Annotated in this window: 11 protein-coding genes; 3 read left to right on the forward strand and 8 right to left on the reverse strand. The window is 73.4% G+C overall.

Annotation, left to right across the window (positions count from 1 at the left end):
• Positions 1-372: 372 nt before the first annotated feature.
• Entirely contained in the window at positions 373-2,481 is a 2,109-nt protein-coding gene (locus ACIQGV_RS19305; RefSeq protein WP_402496235.1) for a SpoIIE family protein phosphatase, read from the forward strand.
• Between the two features lie 155 nt (positions 2,482-2,636).
• On the opposite strand, the gene ACIQGV_RS19310 is transcribed toward ACIQGV_RS19305, so the two are convergent.
• From ACIQGV_RS19310 to ACIQGV_RS19325, 4 genes are all read right to left on the reverse strand, one after another.
• Positions 2,637-7,598: a hypothetical protein gene (locus ACIQGV_RS19310; RefSeq protein ID WP_402496236.1), complete on the reverse strand. Its 4,962-nt coding sequence runs from the start codon at positions 7,596-7,598 to the stop codon at positions 2,637-2,639.
• The gene (locus tag ACIQGV_RS19315) at positions 7,595-8,449 is read right to left on the reverse strand and encodes a DUF4132 domain-containing protein (protein WP_402496237.1); all 855 of its coding nucleotides are present in this window, start codon (positions 8,447-8,449) and stop codon (positions 7,595-7,597) included. The genes ACIQGV_RS19310 and ACIQGV_RS19315 overlap by 4 nt, the downstream gene beginning before the upstream one ends.
• A 248-nt stretch (positions 8,450-8,697) precedes the next feature.
• Positions 8,698-9,189, reverse strand: a complete 492-nt coding sequence (locus ACIQGV_RS19320; RefSeq protein WP_402496238.1) for a hypothetical protein — start codon at positions 9,187-9,189, stop codon at positions 8,698-8,700.
• Positions 9,186-11,666 carry a molybdopterin oxidoreductase family protein gene (locus ACIQGV_RS19325; protein WP_402496239.1) on the reverse strand — a complete coding sequence of 827 codons (2,481 nt, stop codon included), beginning with the start codon at positions 11,664-11,666 and terminating at the stop codon, positions 9,186-9,188. Before ACIQGV_RS19325 ends, ACIQGV_RS19320 begins: the two co-directional genes overlap by 4 nt.
• Before the next feature lie 461 nt (positions 11,667-12,127).
• Between ACIQGV_RS19325 and ACIQGV_RS19330 the strand changes: the two genes are divergently transcribed.
• On the forward strand, positions 12,128-12,685 hold the full coding sequence (locus ACIQGV_RS19330) for a TIGR04222 domain-containing membrane protein (RefSeq protein WP_402496240.1): 558 nt from the start codon (positions 12,128-12,130) through the stop codon (positions 12,683-12,685).
• A 387-nt stretch (positions 12,686-13,072) separates the two neighbouring features.
• On the opposite strand, the gene ACIQGV_RS19335 is transcribed toward ACIQGV_RS19330, so the two are convergent.
• Positions 13,073-13,246 carry a CsbD family protein gene (locus tag ACIQGV_RS19335; RefSeq protein ID WP_402496241.1) on the reverse strand — a complete coding sequence of 58 codons (174 nt, stop codon included), beginning with the start codon at positions 13,244-13,246 and terminating at the stop codon, positions 13,073-13,075.
• A 346-nt stretch (positions 13,247-13,592) separates the two neighbouring features.
• Between ACIQGV_RS19335 and ACIQGV_RS19340 the strand changes: the two genes are divergently transcribed.
• A complete protein-coding gene (locus tag ACIQGV_RS19340; protein ID WP_402496242.1) occupies positions 13,593-14,282 on the forward strand; it encodes a YoaK family protein in 690 nt (229 codons plus the stop codon).
• A gap of 129 nt (positions 14,283-14,411) precedes the next feature.
• Here the strand turns inward: ACIQGV_RS19340 and ACIQGV_RS19345 are convergent, their stop codons facing one another.
• From ACIQGV_RS19345 to ACIQGV_RS19355, 3 genes are read right to left on the reverse strand one after another with little or no spacing between them, the layout of a single operon-like run.
• Positions 14,412-14,852, reverse strand: coding sequence for an SRPBCC domain-containing protein (locus tag ACIQGV_RS19345; protein WP_402496243.1), 441 nt, complete (start codon positions 14,850-14,852; stop codon positions 14,412-14,414).
• A gap of 48 nt (positions 14,853-14,900) precedes the next feature.
• The gene (locus tag ACIQGV_RS19350) at positions 14,901-15,239 is read right to left on the reverse strand and encodes an ArsR/SmtB family transcription factor (protein ID WP_402496244.1); all 339 of its coding nucleotides are present in this window, start codon (positions 15,237-15,239) and stop codon (positions 14,901-14,903) included.
• Complete coding sequence (locus tag ACIQGV_RS19355) at positions 15,236-15,700, reverse strand: SRPBCC domain-containing protein (RefSeq protein ID WP_402496245.1); 465 nt, start codon at positions 15,698-15,700, stop codon at positions 15,236-15,238. Before ACIQGV_RS19355 ends, ACIQGV_RS19350 begins: the two co-directional genes overlap by 4 nt.
• Positions 15,701-15,906: the final 206 nt, after the last annotated feature.

Consider the following 15,906-nt stretch of genomic DNA (forward strand, 5'->3'; position numbering starts at 1 on the left):
CCGGAGCGGGGAGAGAAGGGGTCCGGCACGTCGGCGGCAGCCCGGGGACACCGTCTCTCGCCCCGTACGGCGCACAGCGGCTGAGGCAGATGAAGCGCGGAAGAAAACATGCCGCAACCAATTCGATCAACAACACCTATGGACAAACAGTTCCGCTCGCCCGTAGAGGGCGGTCCGCGCACAGGACACCGGGCCCTTCCAGCCGGTTCCGCTTCCTCGGCCTCCTGCCCCGCCGACGCGGGCCTCCTCCCCGAAAGGCGGCGGCCCGCGTCGGCGGGGCAGGAGGCCGTCGGCCGGGTTCGGGAGCAGCATGGAAGAGAGCACGCGGCCGACGTGCCCGAGCCGGCCGTGCGGAACAGGGAGCGCTGGGCCATGACCGCACACGAGCCGCTGCATCACGAGCGCGATCGGGCCGGGCCGTCACCGCCGGGCGGGCTGCTCGATCTGCTCAGGGTGGCCGCCATCGTGCTGGACACCCGCGGGCGCATCGTGTTCTGGAGTCCTCAGGCCGAGGAGGTCTTCGGCTTCACCGCCAAGGAGGCCCTGGGCCAGTACGCGGTCATGCTGGTCCGCGACGAACACAAAGACCTGGTGACCAGGCTGTTCGCCGAGGTGATGGACACCGGGGCCAGCTGGGCCGGCGCCTTCCCGATCCGGCACAAGGACGGCAGCACGCGTCTGGTGGAGTTCCGCAACATGCGGCTGCTGGACGACCTCGGCGACGTCTACGTCCTGGGCATCGCCGCCGACCAGACCACGCTGCAGCAGGTCGAGACCGACCTGGCGCTCTCCCAGCGGCTGGTCTCGCAGGCTCCCATCGGGATCGCCCTGCTGGACACGGACTTGCGTTACCTGCTGGTCAACCCGGCCCTGGAGCGCATCAACGGCGTCCCGGCCGCCGACCACATCGGCAGGCATCCCCGTGACATCCTGACCTTCCTCGACGTCGACACCATCGAGTCCGCGCTGCGCCAGGTACTGCTCACCGGCAAGCCCGTGATCGACCAGTACACCGTCGGCCGCACCCTGGCCGATCCCGACGGCGATCATGCCTGGTCGGTGTCGTACTTCCGCATCGAGGGCGCCAGCGGCCGGGTGATCGGCGTGGCGAACTCGGTGGTCGACGTCAGCGAACGCCACCAGGCCATCACCGAAGCGGACCGGGCCCGGCGCCGCCTGGCCGTGATCGCCGACGCCTCCGCCCGTGTCGGCACCACCCTGGAGGTCGAGCGCACCGCGAGGGAACTGGTCGACGTCGCCGTTCCCGACCTCGCCGACATCGCGGCGGTCGATGTCCTCGACGACGTCCTCGCCTTTCGCCCCACCACCCTCTCCCGCGACCCGGGACCGGAGATGTTCCGGGCGCTCGCGGTGGCCGCCGCCTACCCCACCCACGCCACCGCCGCCGCGCTGGCAGCCGGTGACCTCGCGGTGTACGGAGCAGACCGGCTGATCACCCGATGCGTCCACACCGGACAGCCCATCGTCGTCGCCCACGCCGACAACAGCGATCTGCAGCACATCGCCCGCGACGCCGAAGCCGCGGCTTCCTTCGCCCGGGCCGGCGTCCACTCCTACCTCGCGGTGCCGCTGATCGCCCGCAACGAGGTCCTCGGCGTCCTCGACCTGCTACGGGCCCGAAACCCCCTGCCCTTCGACGAGGACGACGTCCTCCTCGCCGGGGAGATCGGCGCCCGGGCCGCCGTCGCCATCGACAACGCCCGCTGGCACCAGAGCGTCCGCAACACCGCCGAGACCCTTCAGCGCAGCCTCCTGCCCAGCCACCCGCCCTCGCTCACCGGGCTGGAAGTGGCCTCCCTCTATCAGCCCGCCCTGGCGACCCACGAGGTCGGAGGCGACTGGTACGACGTCATCCCCCTCGCCGGCGGCAAGACCGCCCTGGTGGTCGGCGACGTCATGGGCAACGGCATCGACGCCGCCGCCACCATGGGCCGCCTGCGCACCGCCACCTGCGCCTTCGCGGACCTCGACCTCGCACCCGACGAAGTCCTCCGCCACCTCGACAAGATCACCCAAGGGCTCGAGCACTACATCGCCACCTGCGTCTACGCCGTCTACGACCCCCATGACCACCGGTGCCGGATCGCCAATGCCGGGCATCTCCCGCCCGTCCTCGACGCGGCCGACGGCAACCGCAGGCTGCTGGACCTCCCCACCGGCGCGCCGCTCGGCGTCGGCGGCGTCCCCTTCCACACCACGGCCTTCGAGCTACGGCCCGGTGACCGGCTCGTCCTGTACACCGACGGCCTCGTCGAAACCCGCCACCACCCCATCGACGACCGCCTGAACACGCTGCTGCGCACCCTAGACGAACCACGCCGGCCCCTGGACGACACCTGCCGGTGGCTCCTGCAGACCCTGCGCCACCCCGACGACCACGACGATGTCGCCCTTCTCGTCGCCGAAGCCGTGCCCGCACCGCCCGGCAGCGCGGCACGAAGGGAGCCGGCCGGTTCCTGAGGCTCGTCCGGCCGCGTGCCGCCCGCCACCGGCGATGCGCCCGACGGACGCACTCCGTGCGCTCGGCCGCACGCCGGCGCACGGAACACCACCTCACCGCCGAAGGCGGGCCACCCGGTGGCGGGCGAGGTTCCCGGGCGGGGCCGGGGCCGTTCTCATCGGCGCCGCCCCGCGCGGGCCGTGAGTTCCTCGTAGGCGGGCGCGTCGCCGCGCTGCACGCGCTCCCAGGCACGGGCGAACAGTTCGGGGACCGGGAGCACCGGAACGGTGCGCAGGCGGTCATGGACCGGATAGAGGCCCTCCTTCCAGGTCTCCACCGGCAGCGCGGCGCCCTTCAGGTCGCGCCAGCCACAGGGCAGGAAGAGCGTGCGCCCGGCCCGCGCGCGTTTGGCCTCCACGACGAGATCGGTCGCGGCCAGCTCGGCGCGGGCCTTCTTCAGGCGGGCGGGCTTCCAGCCGGTCCAGCGCGCACAGTTGCGGTCCGTGGGGTCGGGCAGGGCCAGCAGCTGGAGGTAGAGCGCCGCCGCGTCCTCGCCGAGGCCGTGGACCGAGGAGACCTCGGCGACCAGCGCCGGCGAGCCGACCACGGGGTCCTGGGCGTACCCGGCGGGCCCCTCGGGGTCGGTGCCTGCCGCGAGGGCCGTGGCGAGGTCGTCGTCCAGGATCGTGCGCAGCGCCCGCAGCCCGGCACCCCGCAGCGGACCGGCCAGTCCGTCCAGCAGGCCGAGGACGGCGTCGTCGGGACCGGTGAGCCCGGCCGGCCGGACCAGTGTGGTCTCGCTGTCGCGGTGCCACGGCCGCAGCACCAGTGCCTCACCGACGCGGGTGAGTCCGTGCACGTCGCCGCCCCCGGTGGCCGGGAGACCGTAGGTCCTGCGGATCTCGGCGGCGGTCGGGCTGCCCTGCTGCGTCCACTCGACGTCCACGTCGAGCAGCAGCTCCGGGTCGGCGAGGCGGCGGCGCAGCGCGGCGAGCGCCTCGGGCAGGGCGGCGCGCAGCGGGTGCCCGTACGGCAGGGCGTAGGCGAGCGAGGTCAGGGAGGCGACGGCCGTCACCAGGTCGCCTCTGCCGGGGAGGGCCCTGGGGTCCTCCGGAACGAGGTTGCCGTCCTGGTCCGGCCGCAGGACCGTCGTCCGGCTGATCCAGGGAGTGCGCCCCGGGTTGAGCACGGCCTCGGCGGCGGTGCAGGGCAGCCCGGCGAGGTCGGCCGAGACGTCCTCGGGCAGCCGCACGACGGTGCCCAGCCGTTCGGCCCACACCCGGCCCGCCGCGTCGGTGTCCGGCCCGGTCGTCCACAGCTCGGCGGGGTCGGCGGGCAGCAGGGCCCCGAGCAGCTCGGTGCGGTCCGTGGCGGACAGGGAGCCCAGCATGCCGTTGGCCCGGTCCGTCTGCCGTGGCTTCAGGCCCATGAGGGCGAGCGCGTCGCTGTTGCGGTCGTGCGGCCGAGCGGCGAGCAGCACGGTGGCCTGGAGCGGCCCCAGCCCGCCGCGCGTCGCCGCGGCGAACGCACCGACCGCTTCGGGCCGCCACGGTGCGGCTCCCTTGTCCCGGACCAGCCGGGCGACGGCGGCGAGCCCGTCGGCGGGGAACGCCGACGAATGCCGGGTCTCCTCCTCCAGGGTGAAACGCGCGATCGCGCCGAACGTCCCGGTGGGGTCGTGGTCCAGGGCGAGCCAGGTCACCCGGCCGCGGGCGTTGTCGATGCGCTGGCAGCCGAGGACGACGACGGTACGGCCGTCGCGGCGCAGCACCTGACCCACGCGCTGCTGCTTCTCCGCCGGCTCGGCCAGGACGATCACGCGCACCGTCTCTCCGGCCCCGGCGAGCGGTCCCTCGGCCAGGGCCTCGAACAGCAGGAGCAGCGCCTCACGTTCGTCGTCGGGCACGGCCGGCGAGGCCGCGCGGTAGGCGAGCGGCCGCAGTGCGCCCAGCAGCGACGTCCAGATCGTGCCGATGGCGGGGATGGTGAGCTCGTCGCTGGTCCAGCCGTCGCCGAGCGGGGCCGGGCGTCCCTGTGCGGTGGGCAGCGGCACGCCCTCCGCGGGGTGCCCGGACAGCACGTGGTTGACCGCCCGGACCTGGCGGAGCACGGTCCACCGATTCAGGTTGCCCCACCCTCCCCGAAGATGCGCGATGCCGGAGGTGGCCTGGTTCAGCGTCCGGTCGTCACCGTGTTCGGGGCTGTAGTCGGCGAACATGCCCTCGGTGCGGCGCTTGACCGGCGCGTGCTGCACGGGAGGCGCCGCGAAAGCGGCGGCGGCCTCGGTCAGCCGCAGTGCCGAGCGGACCAGACAGGAGATGCCGATGAGCAACCGCTCGTCGGTGACTTCGGGCAGCGTCGTGGCCACGGCCCGCCGGACGAACCCGTCGGCGTTCGGGAGGGCACCGCGGGTGGCCGCGTCGGCCGAGGCGAGCAGCGCACGGCACTCCTCCAGGGCAGCGGCTCCGGCGCGCAGCAGCTCGGCGGCCCGCTCGTCGCCGAGGGCGCGCAGCACCGCCGACGCCCGCTCGTCGCGGGGGCGCAGGGCGTGCCAGAAGGGGACCGGCGGTACGTAGCGGGTGCCGCCGGCGAAGTCGCTGCCCCGGTCGCCCAGTGTCACCTGGCCGAGCAGGCCGTCCTCGGAGGTGTCGTCGGCCGCGAAGAGGGCGACGTGCCCGCCGAGGAGCGCGGCGACGGGCTCGGCCCCTCCGGGCAGCCGCAGGTTCCCGAGCGGTATGGCGCGGGTCCCGCGCGTGGTGACGGTGCGGCCGTCCGGCGTGCCGGCTGTCTTCAGCGTCCCGTCGCCGTCGTCGCCGGTGCGCACCCAGCGTCCGAGGACGGTGCCGTCGGTGCCGAACGGGCTGTGTTCGAGGCCGGGTTGCAGCGGCAGGACCTCGCACACCGCGTGATGCAGCGACGCGTTCTCGCTGAGGCCCGATGCCAGGAGGGCGGGCAGCGAGGCACGCCCGTGCGTGTCGGTCGCGGGGTCGTACTCCAGCCACACCTGCTGCTGGCCCTGCCTGCCCTGGCGCCACAGGGTGGTGCCGTCGCCGATCACCGGGCGGCTCGGCGGCAGCGCGGTGTCCCCGGAGTGCAGGGTGCGGCCGCCGGTGGCCCGGCCGCCGCCGGGCAGCGGGATCGAGGGGAGGCCGACGTGCTGGCCATAGCCGAGCCGCTCGCCGCCGAGGGGGAACACCTCCGAGGGGCGGGCGGACCAGTATCCGAACTGCTTGCCGTCGTGCTGCCACATGACGAGCAGGTTCCCGTCGGTGTAGCGGAACTGCGGGCGGCTCCAGCGGTCCGGTTGCACGGGCAGGCGCAGGTCGTGTTCGAGCAGCACCTTCTCCGGGCCGACGACGAACGCCTTGTGGCCCCGCGACACGATCAGTGCCGGCCATGCCTCGGTGACCGACAACTGGTTGCGCTGGTCATCGAGCCGGGGCTCGTCGCCGAGCAGCCGCAGTGCCTCGTCGAGGGCGGGCCAGCCCAGCTCGTCCATGATGCCCGCGCGCAGGGTGCGGCCGAGCAGCGGTGCGATCTCGTGCGCGGCGACCCGGGCGACGGCGTCGGCGTCCACCCGGTCGGCGACCGCGCGGAAGGACCGCAGCCGCTCCAGGGCCGCGCGGGCCCCGGGCAGTCCCCTCGCGCGGGTGAACTGTCCGGCCGCGTCGGTGAGCCATTCCCGCAGGATCTCGCCCAGCACCGGGTGCGCGGCGAGCGTCGCCAGCACCTCGGGCGAGGTCCGGTTGCCGCCCAGGGCACCGATCGCCTCGTGGAGCAGGCGCCGCAGCCGCGGGTCGGCGGCGGCGGCCTTCAGATCGCGGCGGCCGGGCCGGCTCTCGCGCAGCCAGCGGTCGAGCCCCAGGTGGACGGGCGTCTGCGGGTCGGGGACCGACAGTGCGACGCCCTGTGCCGCGCACAGGTCCAGCAGGTCGAGGTCGGCACCCGCGTGCCAGCGGCCGGTGAAGAGGTCGACCGCCCGGCCGTCCTCGCGCAGGCGCGGCGCCATCCGCTCGACGAGCGCGAGGGTGGCCTGGGAGCAGGCGGAGAACGTGCCGCCGTGCTTGCGGTGCCTGGCCCAGCGGCCGAGCCAGTCCACGGCGTCGACCGACTCGGCCGCTTCGGCGTCCTCGCCGGTCAGCAGGCGGTCGGCACCGGTCTCCGCCAGCAGCGCGAGCCAGAACTCGTCGTCCTGGACCGTGCGGCCCAGACCGCTCGGCGTGATCTCCAGCAGCCGCGTCCGCGTGGCCGGCTGCTGCTCGGCGAGGACGGCGAGTGTGGCCCGGTAGGTGCTCCAGAAGGAGGCGGGAGCCCGCACCGCGGCCGGGGAGGCGATGAGGTCGGCGACCAGGGAGCACTCCTCGGTGGCCCGGGACAGTCCCGCCGCCTTGATCAGGCTCCGGGCGTCCTGCGGCAGCGAGGCGTACGGCGGCATGCCGGCCGCGCAGCGCTCCACCGTCAGCTGCCGGTACTGTGCCCATGCCTCGGCCGGGTCGAGCCGGCGGGCGAGGTCCCTCACGTGCTCCTTGAGGGCCTTGACCGTCAGCGCCCCCGCGAACGCGAACTCCAGGAACACCGCCCGCTGCCGGTCCTCGTCGACGGCGAGCGCGTGCACCCGCTCGGCCTCGCGCGCCTTGCCGAAGAAGGCCGAGGCGTACGTCGTGTTCTCGTGCTGGAGGAAGATCCGCGCCGCCTGCTCGTAGAAGGTCGGCAGGAAGTGCGGGACCGCGCGGCCCAGGCGCTCACCGAGGGCCTCGAAGCTCTCCTTGGCGGTGCCGGGGCGGGACTTGGCCTGGCGGGCGAGCCGTTCGACGTCCTTGACCAGGGCCAGCGCGTGATGGCCGTTGGCCGGGTCGTTGACCAGCGCCCAGGCGGGAAAGCCCAGGGTTTCCCGGCGCACCTGGCCCACCTCCGGGGCCTCCGGATCACGGGCGAGGCCGAGGAACTCCAGGGCGAGGTCCTCCGCCTCGCCGAGAGTGCCCGGCACGAGCCGCACGACACGCCGGTCGCCCAGGGCGGAGTGGGTGTAGGCGCGGACGGTGAGGGTGTCGGCGTCCTCGCGGGCGGTCGTGGCCGGCGGCAGGATCGCGCCCGCGTCCAGCAGCGCGGCCGCGGTGGTCTCGTCGTACGTGGTCACGCGGCCTTCTCCTCGTCCTCGATGTCGCGCCCGGCGTAGAGCGCGGCCGCCATGCGCATGCCCTCCGACCAGGCCACCGGCCCGACCTGACCGGGCCTCAGCGTCCGTCCCGAGCCGTCCGCGAAGGTCAGCGGGCCGGTCTCGGTCTCCGCGTAGCTCTCGTAGTCGCCGATCCAGACCCGGGCCTCGACCGCGCGGCCGTCCTCGCGCAGGGAGCAGACGGCGTCGCCGCCGCGGACGCGGTAGCCGAGCTGGGTGGCCCTGGCGTGCAGGAAGCGAAGTTCCTTGAACACCCCGCCCGCGTACTCCTCGACGGCGTGGGCCTCCGCGTCGAGACCGCCGGGCCGGTGCCACACCCCGCGCGTGAGCTGCTGGGCGCTCTGCTCCAGGCCGAGTTCGACGGCGAACTCCCGCAGCTCCTCCAGGTCGTCCAGGAGCACCGGGTGCGGGATGCGGACGAGATCGGGGCTGATGCGCACGGTGTCGCCGTCGAGGTCGATGAGCCCCAGCCCGCGGTCGAGATCGGCGTCGCGCAGGAATCCGGCGACCCCGCCGTCGGGTCCGGTGACCACGAGGTCGCGCAGTGCGCTCTGCCAGGCCGGATCGGGCCACACCCGGGCGATGACGGCGAGAGGCACCGGGAGCGAGTGCACCATCCACCGCTCCACGTCGGCCAGGCACTGCCGCTCGTGCCGCTCCAGCCATTCGGCGAGCTGGCGCAGTCCCACCACGGCGGGATCGTCGGCGAGCTTGGCCGGTACGGATTTCAGCCGCCGCCCCGCCGCATTGCGGCAGACCACTTTCCCGGCGTCCAGCGTGACCTCGTAGTCGCCGGCCGTCACCCACCCCACGCGTGCCTCCCCGCACTTCAGTGATCAAGTGACGGGAACTCTAGAGCAGGCCACTGACAACGCCCGCCGCGGCCTCATGCGCCCGGTCGGCGCGGAGCACCGGCCGGTGACGTCGGCCTCCTTCCCCGTCCACGGGCGGGGATCCCGGGGGATTCCAGGGGATCCCGGGGGATTCCAGCGGTCCGAGCCGTGCCGCGTCCCCGGAACCCGCCCCCGGAACCCGCCCGCGGGCCCCTTGCGCCTGCACGTCACGGACTCGTCAGGAGCTGGGGCGACAGGGTTTTGATCATGGTGTTGGTCCAGCGCATCTGCCGCAGTGTCTGCGGGTGGCACGCGGAGGCCAGGGCGAGGAGTTCCCCGTCCTTGGTGGCCTGCGCGGCCTGGGCGAGCATCTCCCAGTGAAGGGAGTTCTCGGTGGCCTCCAGGTGCAGGTCCCGCAGATCGTGCAGGAGCAGCAGACCGGGCTCGGGGCGGCCGCCGGCCGCTTCGGCGACCTTCTCCCGCAGCGCCGAGAGGGCCCCGGGGCCGGGGTTCCCGGGAGGGTCGTCGAGGTCGAGGCCGTGGGAGCGGGCGGCCTCGGCCAGGCGCCGGACGTGTTCGCGGGACCAGCCGGCGAGGTCGGTGGCGACGTGGTGGACCTCGTGGTCGGCGCGGTGGCGTTCGGCCACGGTCGTCAGCTGCCGGGCGAGGTGCTTCTCGCCGTGATGCAGAGCGCGAAGGGTGAGGGCGATGCCGTTCACTCGGTGGCCTCCTCACGGCCGGCGCCGCCCGCCTGTGCCGCGAGGGCGGACGTCCCTCCCCTGGTGGCCGGTACGGCGTCGGCGCGCGCGGGCGCGGACGCGGTGGTGGTCGGTGCGGGGGCGGGGCGGCCGTCTCCGCGTCGCACCAGGTGCAGGGCGGCCGCGGCGGTCTTGAACAGCGGCTGTTTGGAGGCGGGGTCCCAGTCGGTGACGGTCGTCTCGTTCGCGGCGCGCGGGGGCGTGTCGCCGCCGGGGCCGTGCCCGCCCTCGGTGTCCCAGTAGCCGTAGTGGAAGGGGACGAACAGCAGTCCCGGACGGATGCCGGTCACCCTCAGCCGGCCGCGCAGGGCGCCACGCGGGGTGCTGACCTGGACCAGGTCGCCTTCGTCCAGTCCGAGCGTGGCCGCGTCGGCCGAGGACGCCTCCACCCACACGTCGGGAGCCGCCGCGTTCAGCTGGGGCGCCCGCGCGGTCTTCGTCCGCGTGTGGAAGTGGTAGAGGGTGCGGCCCGTGGTCAGCTGGAACGGGTACTGCTCGCCGGGCGTCTCGTGCGGCGGCAGGTAGGCGGCTGCCTTGAGCACCGCCTTGCCGCCGGGGTTGAGGGACCGGTACTCGACCACGTCGTCGGTCGCGCCGGTCACCAGGTCCTTGCCGTAGCTCTCGCAGACGTCGGGATGCGCCCAGCTGATCCCGTCGGTGTAGAGGCGTTCCGTACCGTCCGGTGCCCGGTCGTTGCACGGCCACTGGATCCCGCTCGACCCTCGCAGCCTGTCGTAGGTGAGGCCGGTGTAGTCGCACGGCCGGCCGGCGCTGCACCGTTTCCACGCCTCGAACGCGGACTCCGGGTCGTGCCAGGTGATCAGCGGGCCGCCGTCCTTGTCGCGGAAGTCCATCCGGGCCGCGTAGTCGAGGAAGACGGCCAGGTCCGGCCTCGCCCCGCCGGGCGGTTCGACCGCCTTGTCGGACAGGTGCACGGTGCGGTCGGCGTTGGTGAACGTGCCGGTCTTCTCACCCCACGTCGCGGCGGGCAGCACCACATCGGCGAACTGCGCGGTCTCGGTGAGGAACACATCCTGTACGACCGTGAAGAGACGGTCCTGTCCGAGGATCGAGCGGATGCGGGACAGCTCCGGAAGAGACACCGCGGGGTTGGTGCCGCTGATCCACAGCATACGGATCGAGCCCTGCTCGGCGTAGCGGAACATCTGCATGGCGTGCGTGGGCGGAGTGTGGTGCGGGATGGTCTCCGGTTCGACGTTCCACACGTTCGCGAGGTCGGCGACATGGCTGTCGTTCTGCCAGTTGCGGAAGCCGGGAAGATCCCCGTCGGCGCCGCACTCGCGGGTGTTCTGGGCGGTGGGCTGACCGTTCATCTGCAGCACTCCGGCACCCGGCCGCCCCAGCATGCCGCGGACGAGGTGCAGATTGTTGACCTGCACGGCCGCCGCGGTGGCCTGGTGGGACTGATAGACGCCCTGCAGCACCGTGGACAGCAGCCTGCCGGCGGTGCCGACGAGTTCCGCCGCCTCACCGATCCGCGCGGCCGGCACGTCGCAGATCCGGGCCGCCCACTGCGGGGTGCACCCTGCCAGCCGGGACACCAGCTCCTCGAACCCGACCGTGTGCGCCGCGATGTAGTCGCGGTCGACACGGCCGGTACGGATGACCTCGTGCAGCAGCGCATTGAGCAGCGCCACGTTCGTCCCCGGGCGCGGAGCCAGGTGCACGGCCGCCTTGCGGGCCACCTGCGTGGGACGCGGGTCGACGCAGAGCAGACGGGGCGGGTCGCCGCCCTCCAGCCGGTCGAGGATCCGCATCCACTGCACGGGCTGCGTCTCGGCGATGTTGTGCCCGAACAGCGCGATCACGTCGGCGTGGTCGATGTCGTCGTAGCTGCCCGGCTGTCCGTCACAGCCGAAGGACTCCTTCAGCGCCTCGGCGGCCGTCGCCGTGCACAAGCGGGTGTTGCCGTCCAGGTGAGGGGTGCCAATCCCGGCCCGCGCCAGCACCGCGAGCGTGTAGTACTCCTCCAAGTAGAGCTGCCCGCTGGTGTAGAACCCGATCGAGCCCGGGCCGCGCTCCTCCAGCAGTTCCCGCGAGCGGGCGACGACGCGCTCCATCGCCGTGTCCCAGTCGCACTCCACCAGACGCCCGCCCTCGCGGACCAGCGGCCCGGTCAGCCGGTCCGGTGAGGCATTGGCCTGCCAGCCGAAAAGGTCCTTCGGCCCCAGCCGGCCGCGGTTGACGCGGTCGTCCGCCCGCCCGCGCACCCCGGCCATGCGCCCGTCGACGACCGCGATGTCCATGGCGTCACCGTCGGAATGCAGAAGCGACGCGGCCTGCACCCACCGCTGCACCTGGCCGGGCTCGACGTCCTCCCTGAGATACGTGTCGACGCGCTCGGGCCACGGCTCGTCCCGGCCGTACGGGGTACGGCCGCCCCATGGCTGCGCGATCCGGTCCACCGAAGGGTCCATGTCAGCCTCCCGACGGCCACGGGCGGCTCTGCGCGCGGTCCGTCATCGGTGCCCCCTCGCGCAGCGGCTCCGCAGGGCCATGACGCCTGGGTGCTGCCCGGTCCGTGACAGCTGCGTGGCCATTTCGCCCGCTCCCTCCGGTCGGCGGATTCGACTCCTGCTCCGTGTGTTCCTGATCCGCCGGAACGAATCCTTGCACAGGGTAAAAATCACGCATCGGCGAAGCCGGCGGGCGAAGAGCGGCGACCCGTACGTGCTCAAGGCCGGCAGGGGCGCTCCCTTCCTGCCGCAGCCGGTGCGTCCTGCGCGTGCCGTCCCCCTTCCCCGGCCGGACGGCTCAAGTGTTGCTCTGAACCTGCGAGGAACGGGGTTGCGTTCCCTTCCGTCCGGTGACACTTCCGGCAGGCAAGACTTGGAGGGGACTCGGTATGCGCAGGGGGTTTTCACGGTCGGTCGCGGCGGTGGAGGAGCCACACGCCCTGGACGCCTACGACATCGCCTTCCTGGCAGGCGGGGCGCAGCGGGTGGCGGACAGTGCGGTGATCGCGCTGTCCGGGCGCGGGCTGCTCACCCTCAGCGGCCCACGGGTGCGTGCCGTGGGAGAGACGTTGCCGGAGCACCCGGTCGAACGCGCTCTGGCCGCCTCGTGCCGGCGCAACAGGAGCACCGCCTCCGTGCACGCCGCCCTGCGGCGCTCCCCCGAGGTCGAGGAGATCGGCCGCCGGCTGATCGCACAGGGTCTGGTGACGAGGTCCCGGCGCCGGTCGACCCGGCTGGGCAGGCGGCTGCTGCGCGCGGCCGAGGAGGGCGCAGGATTGCCGGCCTACTTCTTCGGCGGTCCCGCCGTCCTCGCGGACAGCCCGGTCCGACGCGGCGTCGTCGGAGCCCGGCCGGTCCCGTCGGGTCTCGGCCGGGCCCTGATCCGCATGGGCAGGGCCCTGGACCACGACTCCGCCTCGGACTCGGCCGGCCACTCGGGCAGCGCCTTCGGCTGCGGCGGTGGAGGCGGCAGCGACTAGATCTCCGTGGGAGTGGGAGCGGCGTGCGGCGCGGAAGGTCGTGCGGCGGAGTCACCCGGCCCTTCGCGCCGTGCGGCCGGGGGTACCTTTCACGCCCTTGAGGCAGTGGGGGAATGCGTGCCGGGCGTCGCGACGCCGCGGAGATCTGTCAGAAGGGCCCTGGCTCCACGAGTGGAGAGCATCGCCCGGGCAGAGACCTCAGCACCTGGCCGAAGGCTCAGTGGCTCGGGCGGGACGAACTGCCGCCTGCCGCCGGGTTTCCCGGCAGCGAGTCGTCGGTCTGCGCGCCGCCTCCGGCATCAGCCGTGGGTCCGTGTCCGTGCGGAGCGGGGGCAGGACACGCGGCGGGTCCTCGCGCGCGGGAACCCACCGGGTGTGTTCGGCCTGTCAGCGCCGGAAGGCGTCCTTGATCTTCTCCTTGGCCTGACGGACGTCGCCCTTCGACTTCGTGGCCTGTCCCTCCGCCGCAAGACCTTCGTCGTCCGTCGCGCGGCCGACGGCTCCCTTCAGTTTGCCCTTGACCTGCTCCATCTTGGCCTTCGCCTTCTGCTCTCGACCCACCGCTGATCACTCCCAGCCATGTTCGACGTCGGGGCCACTGCGTCGAGTGGCCCTTTGTGCGGGGACGCAAACAGCGAAGTGTCCGGCGCGAGCCCGACCGGTCGCCCGGTGCGTGCGGTGCGCGCCTTCGGTCCCCGGCCGCGCGGGACCCGGCGCCGGCGCCGGCGCCGGGAGCGTCTCGCCCCTCGAACGGCTGCGGGGCGCTCGTGGGCCGCCGGGGTCTCTGCTCCACTGAGGAGATGGAGCGGGAGCGGACCGCCGAGGCCGGGACGGGCCGAGCGGTGCCCGGAGCCGGCACCTGGGCCCGGGGGCGGTCCGGGACCGTGCGAGCCGCCGGCAGCCCCTGGTGAGCGACAGGAGGGCGGCGGCCCGGTGGATGTTCCCCGAGGGCCACCGCTTCGCGCAGGGCGCTCCTCTGCTGCTCGTTCTGACGTTCGCCGGCGGACTGGTCGATGCGGCGAGCTTCCTCGGACTCGGCCGCGTCTTCGTGGCCAACATGACCGGCAACGTGGTCTTCCTCGGTTTTGCCCTGTCCGGCTCCGACCAGTTGTCGGCTCCGGCCTCCGCGACGGCGCTGGCGGGCTTTGTCGCCGGGGCGGCCGCGGGTGGGGCATGGCGCCGGGACACGGAGCCGGGACGGCTGTTCGCACCGCTGGTCGCCACCCAGGGATTCCTGGTCGCGCTCGCCCTTGCCGCCCAGGGGGCCGGTCTGGACCGCTACGCGGTCCTGGTCCCCCTGGCCTGCGGCATGGGCCTGCAGAACGCCGTCGTTCACCGCCTGGGGGTGCCCGATCTGACCACCACCGTCGTGACCCGGACCCTGACAGGGCTGGCGGCGGACCGCCCGGGGCCCGCGACCGTGCGGCGCGGGGCGTCCGTGGCGGCGCTCGCCGCGGGAGCCCTCGCGGGTGGTCTGCTGCACGCCCGCACCGGCGTGGAAGGGGTTCTCCTCGCGGTCCTGGCCCTGTTGGTCGCCGTCGTCCTCGCCGCCCGCCGGTGGCGCCGGGTTCTGTCCGACGGCGGCGGTGACGGGTGAGGGGGGCCGGCCAGGGCGAGCGGCCCGGCCGGGCGCTCCCGTGCCCGGCCGGCCCACGTCCCGATCTCGCGCCGGCAGGACGGCGCACCAGGGCGCGTGTCCCCGGGAGGCCGCTCCTCGAACCTCTCTCTAGTGCCAGTTGCTGATCTGCACGTCGTGCGGGGAGGGCTCGCCCTTGCCGGTCTCGACCAGCTTCTTGAGGCTCATCAGGTAGATCGCCCACTTGGTGCTGCAGTGGTGCATGAACTCCACCGGCTCCTTCCAGCCCTCGTGCCGGAACAGCACGATCGTGAAGCCGTCCTCCCGCTTGAGCTCGAAGGTGACGTGGGTGCCGATCCATTCCTCGGGACCTTCGACCACCTCCCAGAGCACACGCTCGGCGGGCCGGGCCTCCAGGACCTTCATGTCGAACCCGCCGGGCACGAAGCGGAACCGGATGACTCCGCCGGGCTCGGCGTCGCCGTCCGTGTCCTGGGTCCACCAGCCCGACAGACCCTCGATCGTGGTCAGGGCCGCGTAGACGTCGTCGGGGGACGACGTGACGCCGATCCTGTGCAGGATGTCCACCATCTCGCTGCCTCTCTCGTGTGAGCGCCCGGATGCGGGGCGCGTGCGGGCTCAGTCCTTCCGAGTCCGCTGGATCGCCTCGGCGATCCGCTTGATGCGCTGGAGACGGGCGTCCCAGGCGGCCCCGACCGACGTCAACTGCTCCACCGCGCGTGCCAGTCGGGCCTCGTCGACCCGGTAGAGGCGTTCGCGTCCGGAGGGCGTGACATGGACGAGTCCGACGCGGTCCAGCACGCCGAGGTGCTTGGCGACCGCCTGGCGTGTGACCGGCAGGTGCTCGCTCAGCGTGGTCGCCGTGCCGCCGCCCCCGGCCAGCAGCAGGTCGAGCATGCGCCGGCGGGTGGGGTCGCCCACGGCCGACCAGAGTTCGTCGTCGACGGTGACACTCACGGCGCCGACACCAGCCGGGTGACGTACTCGACCAGGCGGGGCAGGAAGTGGTCCCAGCCGCTGACGTGCTCGCGGTAACTCTCCTCGAGGACGGCCGCCTCCCAGCCCCTCTCCCGGAATCCGGCCTCGGTGAAGCGCAGCAGTGTGCCCGCACCCCGGGGAACGAGGGCGAAGGTCACCAGGAGCGAGTTGCCGGGGGCGGCGATCTCGCCCTCGTCGTACACCCAGCGGAAGGAGAACCGCCGGGGCGGGTCCGCCTCCACCACCGTGAGGGGCGCGATCTTCGCGTCCGGTGCGCTCGTGCCGCCGAACGAGATGACCCCGGTGGCGCCGGGCACCGGCTCCAGGTCCGCCTCGTCCGGCCACCACTCCCGCAGGTGTTCGGGCGTGCTGATCACCTCGTAGACCACTTCGGGTGCGGCCTCGATGTAGATCTCCCGCTCGATGCTGCCGTACTCCATTCCACCGGCCTCCTTTCGCAACCTTTGGTTGCGTATCACCGTAGAGGACTTCCCGATGACACGCAACCTTTGGTTGCTCGAAAAGGGGACGCGGGAGGCAGGGCGGCGGCGGGCGTCAACCACGCGAGGCGGGTGCACCTGATCGGGTACCGGCGATGGTGGCCATGCGTAGCCGATCGCCTACGATCGGTGCGCGTCGGCGGCCG

The sequence above is a fragment of the Streptomyces sp. NPDC093094 genome, assembly GCF_044754345.1.
In the GTDB taxonomy this organism is placed as follows: Bacteria; Actinomycetota; Actinomycetes; order Streptomycetales; family Streptomycetaceae; genus Streptomyces.

Coding starts and splice junctions, on each gene's coding strand:
- ACIQGV_RS19305 (WP_402496235.1), top strand. CDS start 373: ATGACCGCACACGAGCCGCTGCATCACGAGCGCGATCGGGCCGGGCCG.
- ACIQGV_RS19325 (WP_402496239.1), bottom strand. CDS start 11,666: ATGGACCCTTCGGTGGACCGGATCGCGCAGCCATGGGGCGGCCGTACC.
- ACIQGV_RS19345 (WP_402496243.1), bottom strand. CDS start 14,852: ATGGTGGACATCCTGCACAGGATCGGCGTCACGTCGTCCCCCGACGAC.
- ACIQGV_RS19355 (WP_402496245.1), bottom strand. CDS start 15,700: ATGGAGTACGGCAGCATCGAGCGGGAGATCTACATCGAGGCCGCACCC.